13 protein-coding genes are annotated in these 15853 nt (G+C 63.2%); 9 read left to right on the forward strand and 4 right to left on the reverse strand.

Annotated features, from left to right (window positions below; all coding sequences use genetic code 11):
- Positions 1 to 3: 3 nt before the first annotated feature.
- From phoR to K0F86_RS13360, 8 genes are all read left to right on the forward strand, one after another.
- Positions 4 to 1320 (forward strand): phosphate regulon sensor histidine kinase PhoR, encoded by a 1317-nt coding sequence (gene phoR / locus K0F86_RS13325; RefSeq protein ID WP_219134816.1) that lies wholly within the window; start codon positions 4 to 6, stop codon positions 1318 to 1320.
- Positions 1321 to 1389: 69 nt separating this feature from the next.
- Complete coding sequence (gene senA, locus K0F86_RS13330; RefSeq protein ID WP_257572149.1) at positions 1390 to 2586, forward strand: selenoneine synthase SenA; 1197 nt, start codon at positions 1390 to 1392, stop codon at positions 2584 to 2586.
- A 33-nt stretch (positions 2587 to 2619) separates the two neighbouring features.
- Positions 2620 to 4566 carry a UvrD-helicase domain-containing protein gene (locus tag K0F86_RS13335; RefSeq protein WP_219134817.1) on the forward strand — a complete coding sequence of 649 codons (1947 nt, stop codon included), beginning with the start codon at positions 2620 to 2622 and terminating at the stop codon, positions 4564 to 4566.
- A 92-nt stretch (positions 4567 to 4658) separates the two neighbouring features.
- Positions 4659 to 5573, forward strand: coding sequence for an NAD-dependent epimerase/dehydratase family protein (locus K0F86_RS13340; RefSeq protein WP_219134818.1), 915 nt, complete (start codon positions 4659 to 4661; stop codon positions 5571 to 5573).
- A gap of 383 nt (positions 5574 to 5956) precedes the next feature.
- Positions 5957 to 6340, forward strand: a complete 384-nt coding sequence (locus K0F86_RS13345) for a LiaI-LiaF-like domain-containing protein (RefSeq protein ID WP_257572150.1) — start codon at positions 5957 to 5959, stop codon at positions 6338 to 6340.
- Positions 6330 to 7136: a LiaI-LiaF-like domain-containing protein gene (locus K0F86_RS13350; RefSeq protein ID WP_219134820.1), complete on the forward strand. Its 807-nt coding sequence runs from the start codon at positions 6330 to 6332 to the stop codon at positions 7134 to 7136. Before K0F86_RS13345 ends, K0F86_RS13350 begins: the two co-directional genes overlap by 11 nt.
- A 6-nt stretch (positions 7137 to 7142) precedes the next feature.
- A complete protein-coding gene (locus tag K0F86_RS13355) occupies positions 7143 to 8219 on the forward strand; it encodes a sensor histidine kinase (protein ID WP_219134821.1) in 1077 nt (358 codons plus the stop codon).
- 11 nt (positions 8220 to 8230) lie between these two features.
- Positions 8231 to 8959, forward strand: coding sequence for a LytTR family DNA-binding domain-containing protein (locus K0F86_RS13360; RefSeq protein ID WP_219134913.1), 729 nt, complete (start codon positions 8231 to 8233; stop codon positions 8957 to 8959).
- Here the strand turns inward: K0F86_RS13360 and K0F86_RS13365 are convergent.
- The 3 genes from K0F86_RS13365 to K0F86_RS13375 form a co-directional block, all read right to left on the reverse strand.
- On the reverse strand, positions 8956 to 11217 hold the full coding sequence (locus K0F86_RS13365; RefSeq protein ID WP_219134822.1) for an ATP-dependent DNA helicase: 2262 nt from the start codon (positions 11215 to 11217) through the stop codon (positions 8956 to 8958). The genes K0F86_RS13360 and K0F86_RS13365 overlap by 4 nt on opposite strands.
- Entirely contained in the window at positions 11214 to 12866 is a 1653-nt protein-coding gene (locus K0F86_RS13370) for a VRR-NUC domain-containing protein (RefSeq protein WP_219134823.1), read from the reverse strand. The genes K0F86_RS13365 and K0F86_RS13370 overlap by 4 nt, the downstream gene beginning before the upstream one ends.
- A 94-nt stretch (positions 12867 to 12960) precedes the next feature.
- Complete coding sequence (locus K0F86_RS13375; RefSeq protein WP_219134824.1) at positions 12961 to 13665, reverse strand: SMI1/KNR4 family protein; 705 nt, start codon at positions 13663 to 13665, stop codon at positions 12961 to 12963.
- A 156-nt stretch (positions 13666 to 13821) separates the two neighbouring features.
- On the opposite strand from K0F86_RS13375, the gene K0F86_RS13380 reads away from it, so the two are divergent.
- On the forward strand, positions 13822 to 15051 hold the full coding sequence (locus tag K0F86_RS13380) for an MFS transporter (RefSeq protein ID WP_219134825.1): 1230 nt from the start codon (positions 13822 to 13824) through the stop codon (positions 15049 to 15051).
- A gap of 152 nt (positions 15052 to 15203) precedes the next feature.
- Here the strand turns inward: K0F86_RS13380 and phaP are convergent, their stop codons facing one another.
- Positions 15204 to 15803, reverse strand: coding sequence for a TIGR01841 family phasin (gene phaP, locus K0F86_RS13385; RefSeq protein WP_219134826.1), 600 nt, complete (start codon positions 15801 to 15803; stop codon positions 15204 to 15206).
- Positions 15804 to 15853: the final 50 nt, after the last annotated feature.

A 15853-nucleotide genomic window follows, 5' to 3' on the forward strand; every position in this document is an offset into this window, starting at 1 on the left:
CTTATGAATCCGAAATTGCTGTTCTGGGTGCCGGCCGCCTTGCGCATGGTGCTGGCGCTGCTGGGCGTGTCCATCGTCTGGTATCTGTTTGGCGCCACGTATGCGCTGGGCATCGCCTTCGTGCTGATGGCCATGATGGTGTTCGTGCAGCTGTCGTATCTGTTCCAGCTGAGTAACTGGCTGGACAATCCGCAAAGCGCCAAGCTGCCCGACGGCTGGGGCGCCTGGACCAGCATCTTCGCGCGCCTGTACCGTATGCGCCGCGACGACGAGAAAAACCAGGCCGAGCTGACGGAATGGCTGGCGCGTTTCCGCCAGGCCATGCACCTGCTGCCCGACGGCGTCGTCATCATGGACGATGTGCTGTTCCTCGAATGGTGCAACCCGGCCGCCGAGAAACACCTGGGCCTGACGCACGAGCGCGACAAGGGCATGCGTGTGACCAACCTGATCCGCAGCCCCGAGTTCATGGATTACATCATCCTGGGCCGCTACGACCAGCCGCTGACGATCACTTTCCGCAACCGCAAGCTGATCGTGCAGATCATTCCATTTGAAAACCGCCGCCAGATCCTCGTCACGCACGATGTGACGGAAACGGAACGTATCGAAATGATGCGCCGCGACTTCATCGCCAACGCTTCGCACGAACTGCGCACGCCGCTGACGGTCATCGTGGGCTTCCTGGAAATCGCTTCCGCCGAGCTGGACCTGGACGCCGCCACGCGCGCCGCCCACCTCAAGCTGATGACGGAGCAGGGCCACCGCATGCAGCATCTGATCGAGGACATGCTGACCCTGTCGCGCCTGGAATCGGTCGACTATCCGCTGCGCCCCGAGCCGGTGGATATCAAGAAGCTCATGCAGCAGGTCTTGCGCGACGCCAAGGGCTTGTCGGCTGGTAAGCACGAGATCAAGATGGAATGCAACGGTCCCGACGTGCTGGGCAGCTACGACGAGCTGTACAGCGCGTTTGGCAACCTGGCGTCGAACGCCGTGCGCTATACGCCGGCCGGCGGCAGCATCGCCCTGCGCTGGCAGGACGGCCCGGCCGGACCGCAATTCATCGCGCAAGATACGGGCATCGGCATCAGCCAGGAACATATTTCGCGCCTGACGGAACGTTTCTACCGCGTCGACAAGAGCCGTTCGCGCGAAACCCAGGGCACGGGCCTGGGCCTGGCCATCGTCAAGCACGTGCTGCTGCGCCACGGCGGCACGTTGGCCATCCAGTCCGTGGCCGACAAGGGCAGCAGCTTCATCGTCAGCATGCCGAAGTCCGTCGTCACGCCGCTGCAGGGCGAGTTGCTGGTCAAGTAGTCCGCAGGGGGGGCGATAGTTCCCCCTGGCGGCTGGTGCAATGTTGGCATAAGTCGTTACAATCAGGCCATGACTTTAATCAACGCCTCTTTTCGCCACGCCGGCGCGCAGCAACTGGCCCAATCGCTGCAGGCCGCGCGCCAGGACACGCTTTCCCTGTTCGACTGTTATGTCAGTGCCGGGCTGGACGTGGTGGCGGGCCTGCCCCGCCATCCGCGCCTCAATCCACCGTTATGGCAGCTCGCGCATATCGCCTGGTTCGCCGAGTGGTTCATCCTGCGCGAAGCCGCTTCCAGCCATCCGGCCGACGCCATCTACAATTCCCTGCTGACGCGCGGCGACGATATGTTCGACGCCAATATGGTGGAGCACCGTGCGCGCTGGAAGCTGGAACTGCCCAGTCCGGGCGCCGTGAAAACGTATTGCCGCGAAGTGCTGGACCGGGTGCTCGATAAACTCTCGCGCGAACCGAACGTCGACAGCGCCCTGGCGCCGTACCGGCTGGCGCTGGCGCATGAAGACTTGTGTGGCGAGGAAATGCTGGCCGGTTTGCAATGGCTGGGCCTGGAAGCACCGGAATCCCTCGCTGCCAGCCCGGCCTTGCCGCCCGGCGCAGGGCAGATCGCTTTTCCTGGCGGCACCATCGCACTCGGTTCGCCGCGCGGGGCCGGGTTTGCCTTCGACAATGAATCGCCGCCCCATAGCTGCTACGTGGCGCCGTTTTCCATCGATGCTTGCGCCGTATCCAACGCCCAGTTTGCCGATTTCGTCGCCGATGGCGGCTACCAGAACCGCCAGTTCTGGAGCGCGGCCGGCAGCGCCTGGCTGATGCGGCAGGAGCGCTCGTCGCCCCTGTACTGGCTGCGCGAAGCGACGCAGTGGCGCACCATGCGTTTCGGCCAGCGCACGACCTTGCCGTCGAATGAGGCCGTGCGCCACATCAATCTGTATGAAGCGCAAGCGTACTGCGCCTGGGCGGGGCGCCGCCTGGCGACCGAGGCGGAATGGGAGTATGCTGCGCTGTCCGGTCATCCGCGCTTTCACTGGGGCCAGGTGTGGGAGTGGACGGCGACGCCGTTCGAACCGTATCCGGGCTTTGCGGTGGATGCCTGGCGCGAATATTCGGCGCCGTATTTCATGCGGCACCAGGTGCTGCGCGGCGCCGCCTTCGCCACGTCGCCGCGCCTGCGTTCAGCCCGCATGCGCGCCTTCCACGCGCCCGAACGGGGCGACATCTTTGCCGGCCTGCGCACCTGCGCCTGGTAGCGCGCCGAGAACAGACATCATTTCAGGATACCCTTGAGTACAGATAACGCCCCGCAGTTCATTCCCAAACGCATCACGCCCACGCCGGAGCAGGTGGCCATCCAGACGGCGCAAAAGAAAGTGGTCTTGATCGACGCCAATGCCGGCGCCGCCAAGACGACGACCCTGGCCCTGCGCCTGGCCGAAGCCTTGCACCGGGGCCGCGCGCCCGAGCGCATGCTGGCCCTGGTCTTCACGGAAGCGGCGCGCGTGGCGCTGCGCCAGCGCCTGCTGGAAGTGGGCGTCCCGCTCGGCGTCGTCAAGCGCCTGACCGTCGATACCTTCGACGCGTTTGCCGCCAAGGTGCTGCTGCAGCTGGAAAACATGCAGGTAGCCTCCATGCGCAGTGATGAAGAGCTGCGCCCCGTGGCCTGGGAAGCGCTGGAAGTGGTCTCCGAGAAATACGCTCACCGCTATCCGCTGGAAATCAATACGACCAACGGCGCCATCGCCGAGTTCCTGAAGTTGCAGTTGCGCACCAAGGCGCGCCTGGATTTCCAGAATCCTGACTTCGAGAGCAACTCGCTCGATGACAACCTGGAGCTGCTGGGCATGTCGCGCACGCATTATCTGTGGCTGCGCGAATATGAAGGCTTGCGCGGCGCCGACACGGGCGATATCCAGTTTCGCGCCCCGTTCGACGCCACCTACGACCTGGTGCGCATGCTCGACGGCGACGAACCGCTGCGCCAGCAATTGCCGGCCTTCCAGATCATCGTGGCCGATGAATTGCACGACTTGAACGAGGCGTCGTTCCGCCTGCTGACCATGCTGATACGCCGCGGCAACGCGTTTTTCTGCGGCGCCGGCGACAAGGATCAAGTGATTTATACGTGGTCGGGCGCCGACCACCGCTTTTTGCGCCAGCGTTTCGAGCAGGAATTCCCCGCCTTGCAGCGCCTGCCGCTGACGGCATCCTACCGCTACGGCCCGCAGCTGGCGCAGGCTGTCGGCGTGCTGAAGAACAAGGCCAGCGTGTCGGCCCTGTCGCGCGCCACCCATATCGACGTGCTGGAGTACGACCATGCGCAGCCCCAGGCGTGCAGCGCGCAGCTGATCGCCGCGCTCGAACATGCGCATGCGGGCACGACGGCCATCTTGCTGCGCGACCGCGACCAGGCCATCCGCGTGGAAACGGCCCTTTTTCAGAGCGGCATCGCGTATGGCCTGGTGGACATGAACAGCTATTTGCTGAGCCTGGAAGTACTGATGCTGCGCGGCATGGTCGCCATCGCCCGCAAGGATTTACATGCGATCAAGAGCGGCCCGCGCCGTGGCGAAATCCTCGAAGCCCTGGTGGCGTTCGCGGAAATCCCGTTTACACGCGCGGAATTGCAGCAAGCCAAGGCCGACGTGGCCAATTACCCGGATTTGCTGGAAGGCTTTTTGACGAACCAGCTGGCCAAGTCGCAGAACCAGGACAAGGCGGCGCTGACCCTGGCCGCCGTCGATTACCTGCGCGCCTTGCCCCCGGACGCTCTGGCGGGCGACGCCCTGCAGCACATCTTCGGCTTGATGCAGCTGGAACAGACGGCGCGCCGCATCTATGTCGATCCGGCCCAGGCGCGGGTCGTGGCCCGGTCCCTGCACGGCTTCATTGCCGTGTGCCGCGAGGCGGGCGTGGCGCTGGGCGGCTTTGCCGGCTGGCTGGGCGAGATGGAAGACGCTGTGACGGTCTCGACCGGCAAGGCCAAACTGGTGATCGCCTGCATCGACCAGATCAAGGGCCTCGAATACAACCATGTCATCCTGCCCTACCTGGCCGTCGATGAATTCCCACGCAGCAAGACCGACCCGCTGGAAGAGGAAAACCGTTTTTATGTGGCCGCCACGCGCGCGCGCGACAGGCTCACCTTGCTGACGCCGCAAGACCCCGCTTATCAGAGCCGCTACATCGCTGCCCTGCAGCTGAAAAACAAGATTGTTGCGCCGAAAGCATAAATCTTTTGCCGTGCGGCCGCTTTTTGTGAAAGACGAAAGCGGGCATACTGGGCTGGTGTGATTGACAGCAATCTAACCAGACAGGAGCAACTATGAAAGTGTTTTTAACGGGTGCGGCAGGTTTCATCGGCAGTTCCATCGCGGCGGGTCTCGTGCGCGCCGGCCATCAGGTCACGGGCCTCGTGCGCAAGCCGGAGCAGGTGGCCGAGCTGGCCAAGGTGGGTGTGGTGGGCGTGCAAGGCGATTTGAACGACCGCGAGCTGCTCATCGAGCAGGCGAGGGCGGCGGACGCCGTCATCAATGCGGCCAGCAGCGACCACCGGGCCGCCGTCGAAGCGATCATTGAAGCGCTGGCTGGCAGCAACAAGCCGTTCCTCCACACCAGCGGCTCGTCCATCGTGGGCGATGCCTCGGGCGGCGAGGGCACGGAACAGATCTATTACGAGGACAAGCTGCCGGCGCCCACGGCCGACAAGGCGGCAAGGGTCGCCATCGACGAGCTGGTGCTGGCCAGCGCCGCGCAAGGCGTGCGCGCCAGCGTGCTGTGCAACACCCTGATCTATGGCCACGGCGCCTTGCCGCGCGACAGCGTGCAATTGCCGCGCCTGCTGAAACAGGCGCGCAAGAGCGGCATCGTGCGCCACGTGGGTCCGGGCCGCAATAGTTGGTCGAACGTGCATATCGACGACGTCGTCAGCCTGTATTTGCTGGCGCTGGAAAAGTCGCCTGCCGGCACGTTTTACTTTGTCGAATCGGGCGAGGCGGCCTTCCGCGACATGACGGCCGCCATCGCCCAGGCTCTGGACTTGGGGCCTGCGCAGGACTGGCCGCTGCCGGAAGCGATTGCCGAATGGGGTTATGAGATGGCGTCGTACGGCCTCGGCTCCAACAGCCGCGTGCGCGGCGAGCGGGCGCGCACCCTGCTGGGCTGGCAGCCGCAGGGGCCAGCCGTGCTGGAGTGGATCAAGCGCGACATGCTCAAGCCGCCGCACGCTATCGCCGCTTGATGCAGCTCAGCAAAACCGCCTCTGTGTGCGCTAGCGAACGGTGCTGTTTGGCGATCGGGAGTATGATGGCCTTGCTTGGTTGAGACGCACTGCCGTGAAGTTGGCGGCATGTTCGATCTTCCAGCAGGTCAGCCGGTCGCCTCAAGGATCGGCACCAGATTTCTGTTCGCGTTTGCGCCCTGCGCCACGCGGCTGTGCACTGCAACTCCAGGTCGTGGTGTGTACTGCGAACCCCTTCAAGGCCGGCTTAGCCGGTCTTTTTTTTGCCTGTCGTTCCCTGCGCCGTGCCATTCACCGCCACCTGTCCGCCATTCGCCGAAACGAGGTTTTCCCATCGCCGAAATGCGCGTATCTTGACGATCAACCAAGACCAAGGGGGTATCGTGAAACCTGAACCAGCGTACTACCGCCGTACCCAGCTGCTGTGGGGCGTGCTGCTGATCGCCATCGGCGCCATCATCCTGCTGGACCGGCTCGATGTGATCTATCTCCATGACTACTATGCTCTATGGCATTATTGGCCGCTGATACTGGTCGTCTTCGGCCTCAACAAGCTGCTCACGCCCGTGTCCGCCAAGCAGGTGCTCAGTGGCCTGTGGCTGATCTTTTTTGCCGCCTGGTGGTATGTGTCGTATGAAGAACTGTGGAACTTGAATTTCTACAATAGCTGGCCAGCCTTGCTGATCGCCTGGGGCGTGGGCCTCGTGCTGGAACCGCTGTTGAACAAACACTTTATTGCCTACCGGGAGTCCGAGCATGAAAAATAGACCGCCGCTGCACTCGCCATCGCAGATCGTGCTGGGCGTCATCGTCATCGGCCTGGGGCTGTTGTTCCTGCTCGATAACCTCGGCTTCATCAATGTGCGCTATACCTTCCGCTTCTGGCCCACCATCCTCATCATTTTCGGCTTGCTGAAAATATCGCAAAGCCATACCCGCTCCGGCTACATCCTCGGCGGCGTGATGGTCTTGCTGGGCCTGAGCTGGACCCTGAAAGCCATGGGCTTGTTCTATATCAATTGGAGCATGCTGTGGCCGCTGCTCATCATTGCCGCCGGCGTGGCCGTCGTGTCGAAATCGCTGCCGGGCGGGCAGCAGCGGCAACGACGCCAGCGCCAGGCTGCTCCCCCTGACGATGCCGACCATTTTGGCCAGGCCCGCAATGGCGCCGTTTCCCTCGACAAGGATGCGGCCGATGCCACTGCAGCGCCCGGCGCCAGTGACCAGGCGGACGACGACAGCATCATCGAAGTGACGGCCATCCTCGGCGGCTATGTGCGGCGCGTGTCGTCGCAGCGCTTCAAGGGCGGCGATATCAATGTCATCATGGCCGGCTGTGAAATCGACTTGCGCCAGGCGTCGATCGAAGGCGAAGCCGTGCTCAACGTGTTCGCCCTGTGCGGCGGCGTCACCATCAAGATTCCGCCCGACTGGAGCGTCGTGCTCCAGGGCACGCCCATCCTTGGCGGTTTCGAAGAAAAGACCATCGTGCCGCCGAACCAGAACAAGCGTCTGTACGTGACGGGTTACGCCATCATGGGCGGCCTGGAAATCCGCAACTAGGCGCGCATGTCCGGACCCTTGTCGAAGCGGCGCGGCGCCGTGGTGGTGTTCCTGGTGTGCATCGCGCTGGGCCTGGCCCTGGCTTTTATTTTGGCCAGGGTGGCGCATGCGCCGTGGCTCAACGCCGTCGTGCTGGTGGTGCCCGCCACGCTCGTGTATGCGATCGGTTCGGGTTTTTCCGCGTTTTACCTGTGCCGCGCCTACCCCTTGCACGCCCGCCATCCGCTCGCCATCGCCAGCGTGATGAGCGTGGCGGCCCTGTTCGCGGGCTTGCTGTGGGCCACCCTGCTGCAATTTTTGAACAGCGTCAGCCTGTTGCTGGAGCAGCACTGGCTGGGCGTGGACCTGACACAGTCGATGCTGGCCCTGTTCTTCGGTCTGGGCGCGCTGCTGTATTGCCTGGCCGCCGCCGTGCATTACCTGTTGCTGGAATTCGTGCGCGCCAGGATGGCCGAACAGCGGGGACTGGAAGCGCAATTGATGGCGCAGGAAGCGCAATTGCGCATGCTGCGCACGCAGATCGATCCGCATTTCCTGTTCAACAGCCTGAACTCCATCAGCGCCCTGACGTCTATCGATGCGGCGGGGGCGCGCCAGATGACGCTGCAACTGGCCAGCTTCTTTCGCCAGAGCCTGAGCCTGGAAGCGCACAAGCACATCACCGTGCAAGAGGAACTGGTGCTGATCCGCCACTTTCTCGCCATCGAGCAAGTGCGTTTCGGCGCACGCCTGCAAGTGGCGGAAGCCATCGACGCCGCCGCGCTGGCGTGTCTGTTGCCGCCCATGCTGATACAGCCGCTGGTGGAAAATGCCGTCAAGCACGGCATCTGCGGCTTGACGGAGGGTGGCCTGATCGCCATCGAGGTGCGGCGCGCGGGCAGCCTGCTGCAGATTGCCGTGCGCAACCCGGTGGATGCGGATCAATGGCCAGAGCGCGGCAATGGTGTGGGCCTGGAGAATGTGCGCCAGCGCCTGGCCGGCGCGTATGGCCACGAAGCGGGCGTGCACTGGGGCTGGCGCGACGGCCAGTTCGAAGTGATGATTTCCATGCCGGCGCAGACCGGCGACACGGAGGAAGCATGATGCAGGCAAGAATGCGGGTCGCCATCGTCGACGATGAAGCGCTGGCGCGCAGCGTGCTGCGCGAATACCTGGCCCGCCATGACGATATCGACATCGTGGCCGATTGTGCCAACGGTTTTGATGCCGTCAAGGCCATCGCGGAACTGGAGCCGGAGCTGGTCTTCCTCGATATCCAGATGCCGCGCCTGGACGGCTTTGAAGTGGCCGAATTGATCGGCGCGAAGACAAAGCTGATCTTTGTCACCGCCTACGACCAGTACGCCCTGAAGGCGTTCGAATGCCATGCCCTCGATTACCTGTTGAAACCATTCAGCGAACAGCGCTTCGACCAGGCGCTGGCCCATGCGCGCGCCAGCCGCGGCACGCCCGAGGCTGTGCAAACGCTGGCGCGCGAGGCGGCCACGCGCGCGGCACCTTTGGCCCGCGTGCTGATCCGCGACGGCGCGAAAGTTCACGTGATCGCCAGCGCGCGCATCGACTACATCGAAGCGCAGGACGATTACATCAGCATCCGCTCCGAGGGCAAGTCCTACCTGAAAAGCCAGAGACTGTCGGAGTTGGAAACCCAGCTCGACCCCGCCAAGTTCCTGCGCGTGCACAGGTCGTATCTGCTCAATATCGACGGCATCCGCCGCATCGAGGCGGCGACGAAAGACAGCCACGTGGCCATCTTGCGCGATGACACGCGGATCCCCGTGAGCAAGGCGGGCTACCAGAAGCTCAAATTGCTGGTTGGCTAGCTGGCCAGCTGCACATCCCACCAGGTGGGCAAGAGCTGGCGGATTTCCGGCCGTGAAAAACGGTCGTCGATCAGGTACACGACGCCCTTGTCCGACTGCGTGCGGATGACCCTGCCGGCCGCCTGCACCACTTTTTGCATGCCCGGATACAGATACGTGTAGTCGTAGCCGGAACCGAAGAGCTCGCCCATGCGCTGGCGGATCTGCTCGTTGACAGGATTGATCTGCGGCAAACCCAGGGTGGCGATGAAGGCGCCGATCAGGCGCGCGCCGGGCAAGTCGATGCCTTCGCCAAACGCGCCACCGAGCACGGCAAAGCCGATGCCGCGCGTGTTCAGGCCGAAACGGCCCAGGAATTGCGCGCGGGCAGCATCGTCCATGCGGCGCGGCTGCTGCCAGAGGGGCACGTCCGGGTAATGCTGGGCAAACAGCGTGGCCGTCTTTTCCATGTAATCAAAACTGCTGAAGAAGGCCAGGTAATTGCCCGGCGTTTCCGCGTATTGCTTCGCCATCAGCTGGGCAATGGGCAGCAGCGAGGCGGCGCGGTGCTGGTAGCGCGTGGAAATGGTGTCGGCCACGCGCACGGACAGTTGTTCCGCCTGGAACGGCGATTCCACGTCGACCCAGGCCGTGCCCTCCGGCATGCCCAGGGTGTCGCTGTAGTAATTCCACGGACTCAATGTGGCGGAAAACAGGGCCGTGCTGTGGCTGGCCGCGAAGCGTTCTTTCAAGAACGGCGCCGGGACGATGTTGCGGATGCAGACGGTGGAGCCCGTGTCCGTTTTACTGACGTCGAACAGCGAATGCGCGCCGAAGCTTTCCGCCAGGCGGTTGATCAGCAGCACGTCGAAATAGAAGCGCTGCAAGTCTTCATCGAGCGCCGCCGCGTGCTCGGCCGCGTAATCGCCGATGGCCGTCGCCACGCCTTGCAGCGCGCCAAAGAATTTGTCGGGCAAGGCGGCATGCACGTGGTAGTCGCCATCCTGCTCTTTCAGTAAAGCCGTCCACTGGCGCGAGAGGCGGTCCAGCGGCTTTTTCAAGCCCTCGGGCGCGAACTTGCGCAGCATTTTGAGGTCGATCTGCGCCAGTTCGGCCGAATACATGCTGCGCGCGCGCGACACCATATTGTGCGCTTCGTCGACCAGCACATTGACTTTCCAGTCGTGGGCCAGGGTCATGCCGTACAGCATGGCACTGAGGTCGAAATAATAATTGTAGTCGCCGATGACGACGTCGCTCCAGCGCGCCAGCTCCATGCCCAGGTAGTAGGGACAGATACCCTGCTGCAAGGCGATGGCGCGCACGGCTTCCTTATCCAAAATCAAACCGCTGGCCAGCGCCACCTCACGCGCCAGCGGCAAGCGGTCGTAAAAACCCTTGGCCAGCGGGCACGATTCGCCATGGCAGGCTTTGTCGGGATGTTCGCAGGCGCTGCTCTTGGCGCTCAGTTCCAGCACGCGCAGCGGTAGCAGCGGGGCGCTATCCTTGAGGATGGCGCAGGCGTCGAGCGCCATTTGCCGGCCCGGCACCTTGGCGGCCAGGAAAAACAGTTTATCGAGGCCATGCGCGGCCGTCGCTTTGAGCATAGGGAACAGGCTGCCCACCGTCTTGCCGATACCGGTCGGCGCCTGCGCCAGCAAGCCGCAGCCGCGGCTGCTGGCCTTGTACATGGCTTCTGCCAGCTGGCGCTGGCCCGGGCGAAAGTCGGCATGCGGAAAGGCCATGGTCGCCAGTTGCGCGTCGCGGCTGGCGCGGTGCGCCATTTCCTGTTCGGCCCAGTCGAGGAACAGCGCGCAATGCTGCTCGAAGAAAGTACGCAGCGCCTCGGCCGTGCATTCCTCGTGCATGATCGTTTCCTTCTGGCTCACGATGTCGAAATACACGAGCGCCACGCGCAGCATGGGCAAGTTCAGCTGCCGGCACAGCAAATGGCCGTAGATGCGCGCCTGCGCCCAGTGCAACTGGCGGTGGTTGGCGGGCATGGCGTCCAGCTCGCCCCGGTAGGTCTTGATTTCTTCCAGCTGGCGTCGCGCCGGATCGTAGCCATCGGCGCGGCCGCGCACGTGCAGGGGACCGAAGTCGCCGCACAGGCTGATTTCGCGCTGGTAATCGTCATCGCGCCGGCTCGTCACGGCGGCGTGGCCGGCCATGCCTTCCTGCGCCGTGGGGGACGGTGTGAAACGCAAGTCCAGGTCGCCCACCTTGGCCGTGAATTCGCACAGGGCGCGCACGGCGATCGTGTAGCTGTTGCGGCTCATGCTGCCGCCTGCCATTGCAGGTAGCACACGCTGACGGGCATGGCGTGCTCGGCGCAATACGCGATCCAGCGCAGCTGGTTGTCTTGCAGGCGGTCGCCCGGACCCTTGACTTCGATCATGCGGTAGCGCCTTTCCGCCGGCCAGAACTGGATCAGGTCGGGAAAGCCGCTGCGGTTGCTTTTGATGTCGAGCAAGATGCGCTCGAACGCCTTCTTCAGGTGCGCGGCCGGGATGCAGGCCAGCGCCAGGTCCAGCAAGCCATCCTTGAGCACGTCCCAGCTGACGAAGGGCGAGACGATGCCGTGCTTGGCGGCAAAGGTGGCGCGGATGGCGGCCTGATAGCTGCCGTCGTCCAGTTGCGCCAGGCAGGACGTAAAGTCCAGGCTGCGACGCTGGTAAAAATCGGCGCTGTGCAAGTCGGCCGGGCCACGGTGAAACGGGTGGAAGAAGGCGCCCGGCATGGCTTTGAAGATGGCGGGCCAGCACAGCAGGCCGAACAGCGAGTTGATCAGGGTGTTTTCCACGTAATACACGGGAGAGTCGTCCTGCATCAGGTGCTGCTGCACCACGCCTTCCACGTAGCAGGCTTCGCCTGGATACGGCAGCAGCAGGTCGATGCGCTCCACGGCGGCCGCCACGTTGGCCGCTTGTTTCGCATGACCCAGCTTGCGCCGCAAACGCGGTGCCATGCGCAGCAGCAATTGCTGTTCCGCCTCGCTTTCCGGCGCGGCCAGCGCGAGCGTCAAGCGCTCGTAGGCCGCTTGCGGCTCCTCATCTTTTTCCAGCACGCGGATGGCGCGGCCGCGCGCGCCCGGATAGCGGCAAGCGGCGTAGGCGCGATAGGCGGCGGGCCAGTCCTGGCATTTCTCCAGGTGCTGGGCGATCTGGAAGCGCAGCTTGTCGCGCCGGCTGGCCAGCCAGGTATTGTCCTCGGGCAAGGGGAGCGCGGCCAGTTCCTGCAGCACCTCGTCCGCCGACGCGCTGTCGTTGTAGCGTTCGCGGCACTGGTGCAGCACTTCATAGTGCTCGATATCCTGGCGCGTGCGAAAGCCGCGCGATTGCGGCGAAAATTCCACCTTTTCGTATTGATACACGCCGAGGTCGGACAGCACGAATTCCGACCAGTCCTGGTGATAGTTGCCAAAGTAAATCAGGCGCAGGCGGTCGCACAGGGCTTGCAGGCCGATGCGGTACAGCACGTCGCCGGAGGCCGGATGCCAGGCGGAAAACGGTTTATTGTCCGCATGCTGCTCGCGCAAGGCTTCCAGTTGCTCGGCCTTGCGCGCCGCCTTCAGGGGCGCGGCGAGGCCGAAGGCCTGGGCGATTTCCCCTTTCAGCAGTTGCTCGAACAGTTCATCGAGCGAGATGGCAGGATCGGCCTCGACCCAGCCCGTGTCCAGCAAGGGCAGGGCGGCGGCGCGCGTGTCGCCGATTTCCGGGTAATTGAGCTTGCTGGCGCGAAACAGGCAGCCTTTGCGCATGACCAGGCGCACGAACAGCGCGCGCGACGGCTGCGGCAATGCGCCGAATGCGGCGATGAACTGCGTTTCTTCAGCGCTCAGCAGATCGGCGTAACGGGTGTTTATCCAGCTCAGCACATCCTGGAAATTGTCCAGATAGTACAGGGGATTTTCCAGGACTCTCAGCATGGGGATGGCATTAGGGCAAGTGGCAAGGCGATGGCTTTTACTGTGTTTATATACAGTTTAAACCTTCCGCCGCCCCTTGCCCAGCGAATTATGTTCAGCCAGCCGTGCTGTAGGCGAAGCAGCTGTCGAATTTTTCGTAAGGAATGCATTCCTCGCGCAGGCTGGCCAGTTCCATATCGGTGAGCAAGCCACGGTGCGCCTCTTTTCTTCCTTTGGGCAGCATGACCTCGTAATCGAGGATGTCCCTGGCCAGCAGTGCCTGCAGCACTTCGGCTTGCCGCGCCGTCAGGTAGCGCGCATGCGTGTCCAGGGTTTTTGCCAGTTGCTCCCTGAATGCCTCGTCGCTGACCTCGTTGTAGGTATCCTGGTCGGCCATGCTGTTCAACAACATGTGAAACAGGAAGTCGTGCAGGTTTTTCGCCAGGTACTGGGCTTCATTCTGGTCATGCCACAGCAGCACGATGGGCATCTCGCCGTCCTGCTGGCTGGAAGCGAAAAAGCAGTAATGGTCGCCCGCGCCCGTTTGCGCGAACGGGATGAAGCGGAAGGCGGGGTCGATCTGCCGGTAGTCGTCCGCGTCGCGCAAGGTGTCCGCTGCTTCGGCAACGGCCTTGATATTGAGCAATTCGAAATCATCGGCATGCAGCAGCAGGGTGGGTTTATCCTTTAATGTGGGATAGACCAGCTTGTACCAGTCGGGACCATATTCGCCCACGGCCAGCATGCCGTCGCGCTCCAGCTGGCGGTACAGCGAAGGGTAAGTAAAGCCGTGTTGCTGTTCAATTTCTGACAGTGTCATGTTTGCCCTGTTAAACGTGATTCATGGGGCAATGATAGCCGAGGCGATGCGTGGCACGCTTCACGGCAGCAACGATGGGTATCATTCATAAACATTTAAGTTTGTTTGGGTGGCATGGTCACGTATGCTTGCCAGACTAAAATCTGCTGAGTACGCATGAAAAACATCATCCTGATTTCCTCCGCCTGTTTGCTGGCGCTGCTGTCGACCATCGGCGCCTCGCTGCCCTATCCGATCCTGCCGCCTTTGTTCGCGGCCGAGGCGCCGAATGCCTTCAACAATTTCCTCGGCTTGCCGTCGAAATTGCTGTTCGGCCTGGCGCTGACCATCAATCCGCTGGGCTTGCTGATCGGCTCGGCCGTGCTGGGGCCGCTGTCGGATCGTTATGGCCGCCGGCCCTTGCTGATGCGCACGGCCGTGGGCGCCGCCATCGGCCATGCGATCACGGCCTGGGCGCTGGTGATCCAGTCTTACCCGCTGTTCATCGTCGCCCGTTTCATCACCGGTTTGCTGGAAGGGAACGGCGCCGTGGCGCGCGCCATGCTGGCCGACCAGCTGACGGGCCCCTTGCGCCTGCGCGCCATGTCGTGGCTGAATGGTGCGTTTTACCTGGGCTGGCTGGTGGGCCCGATCCTGGCGGGCGCGACCCTGCATTGGGGTGTGACGGTGCCGTTCTGGATCGCCGCCGCCGCCCTGATGCTCGTCGCCGTGCTGGTGGCCGTGGGCTTGCCGGGCGAAACACCGTCCCTGCTGACGACGTCGTGGTGGCAAGTGGCGCGCGACCGCCATTCGCTCAATTTGCTGCGCCACGACGAGCTGCGCACGCTGTTCATCGTGCAACTGGCGTTCACCTGCGGCGTGGCCAGTTTTTACGAGTTCTATCCGCTGTGGCTGGTCGAGACGGCCAATTACCATGCACAGGAGATTGCCTGGGTGAATGTAGGTCTGTGCGGCACGATGACGGTCACGTCCCTGCTGGCGGGCGGTCCCAGCCGCCATGCGCCGCTGCTGCGCGCCTGCTGGTATGCCTGCGGCGTGGCGCTGGCCGTCGGGATCCTGGCGCTGGGCAATATTTGGGTGGGCATCGCCGCCATCGTGCTGTTTGGCATTCCGAATGCGCTGTACAACACGGTGATACAGGGCTGGTGCGCCGAGCGCTTCAGCGCGCACGGGCAGGGCGCCGTGATGGGTTTACTGGCTACCACCTTTTGCATCGCCAACATCGTCGTCGCCCTCAGCGGTTCCGTGCTGACCCTGATCGACACGCGGCTCATCCTCGTCGCGGGCGCCGTGTCCGCCGCCTGGGCCGCGTGGCGCATGGCGGCCTGGCGCCGCCAGCTGGACGGCGCCGTGGGCGCCAAGGCATGCGAGGATTTCTGCAGCTAGGAGTTGGCTATCTTTCGGCGGGTGTTGGCGGGGGAATATCTGCTGGAGGGCGGGGCGGTGCGTGTACCGGATCAAGCCGGTGAGGTGAACCCTGCAAAAAGCTGGGGTCGTACCCTGCAGGGTACGACCCCGGTATCTGCTCTTGGGTTTTGTTACTTTTTAGCAGTCTTCGGTTTGGCCGCTGGCGCCGCCTTTTCAGCCGCAGCTTGTGCGCCCGCCGTGGCCTGCGCCACTTGCGCGCTGGCCTTGGCAATTTGATCTTCCACGGTTTTCACGGCTTGCCTGGTTGCCTTGGTCACTTGTTCGTAGCCGAGGAAGGCGTTGTCGATGGCGGCCTTGACGATGGCCACGGCGTTTTCCGAGCCTGGCGGCACGTTTTTCGTGACGTCGTAGATCAGGGCGCTCAAATTGCTTTTCGCTTCGGCCACGTGGGCTTCGGCGGCCGTGGTGAATTCCGTGTGGATTTCCTTGATGATGTCGTCGAGTTGCTGTTTATACGCTTTCGCGCCAGCCACGCCCGGTTGCAGCTGGGCGGCGGCGGCGGCCATGGCGGCCTTCGGATCCTTGGCCTGGCTGATTTCCTTGCCGGCGGCAAGGCCATCCTCAATGCCGGACTTGGCGGTGGCCATGTTCAGCGCCAGCACCTGTTCCACGCCTTGCACGGCCTTGGAGGTGAGGGTGTTGAAGGTCATCAGCTGGAATTCAAACAGGGCCTTGGTGGCCGATGCGAATTGTTCGGGATTCGTAAACATGTGGTCTCCTCGGTTTGAATAGATACGTTCTTATCGTTCCATACTCTTTC

This window comes from Janthinobacterium sp. UMAB-60, from assembly GCF_900095235.1.
Classification (GTDB): Bacteria; Pseudomonadota; Gammaproteobacteria; order Burkholderiales; family Burkholderiaceae_D; genus Janthinobacterium.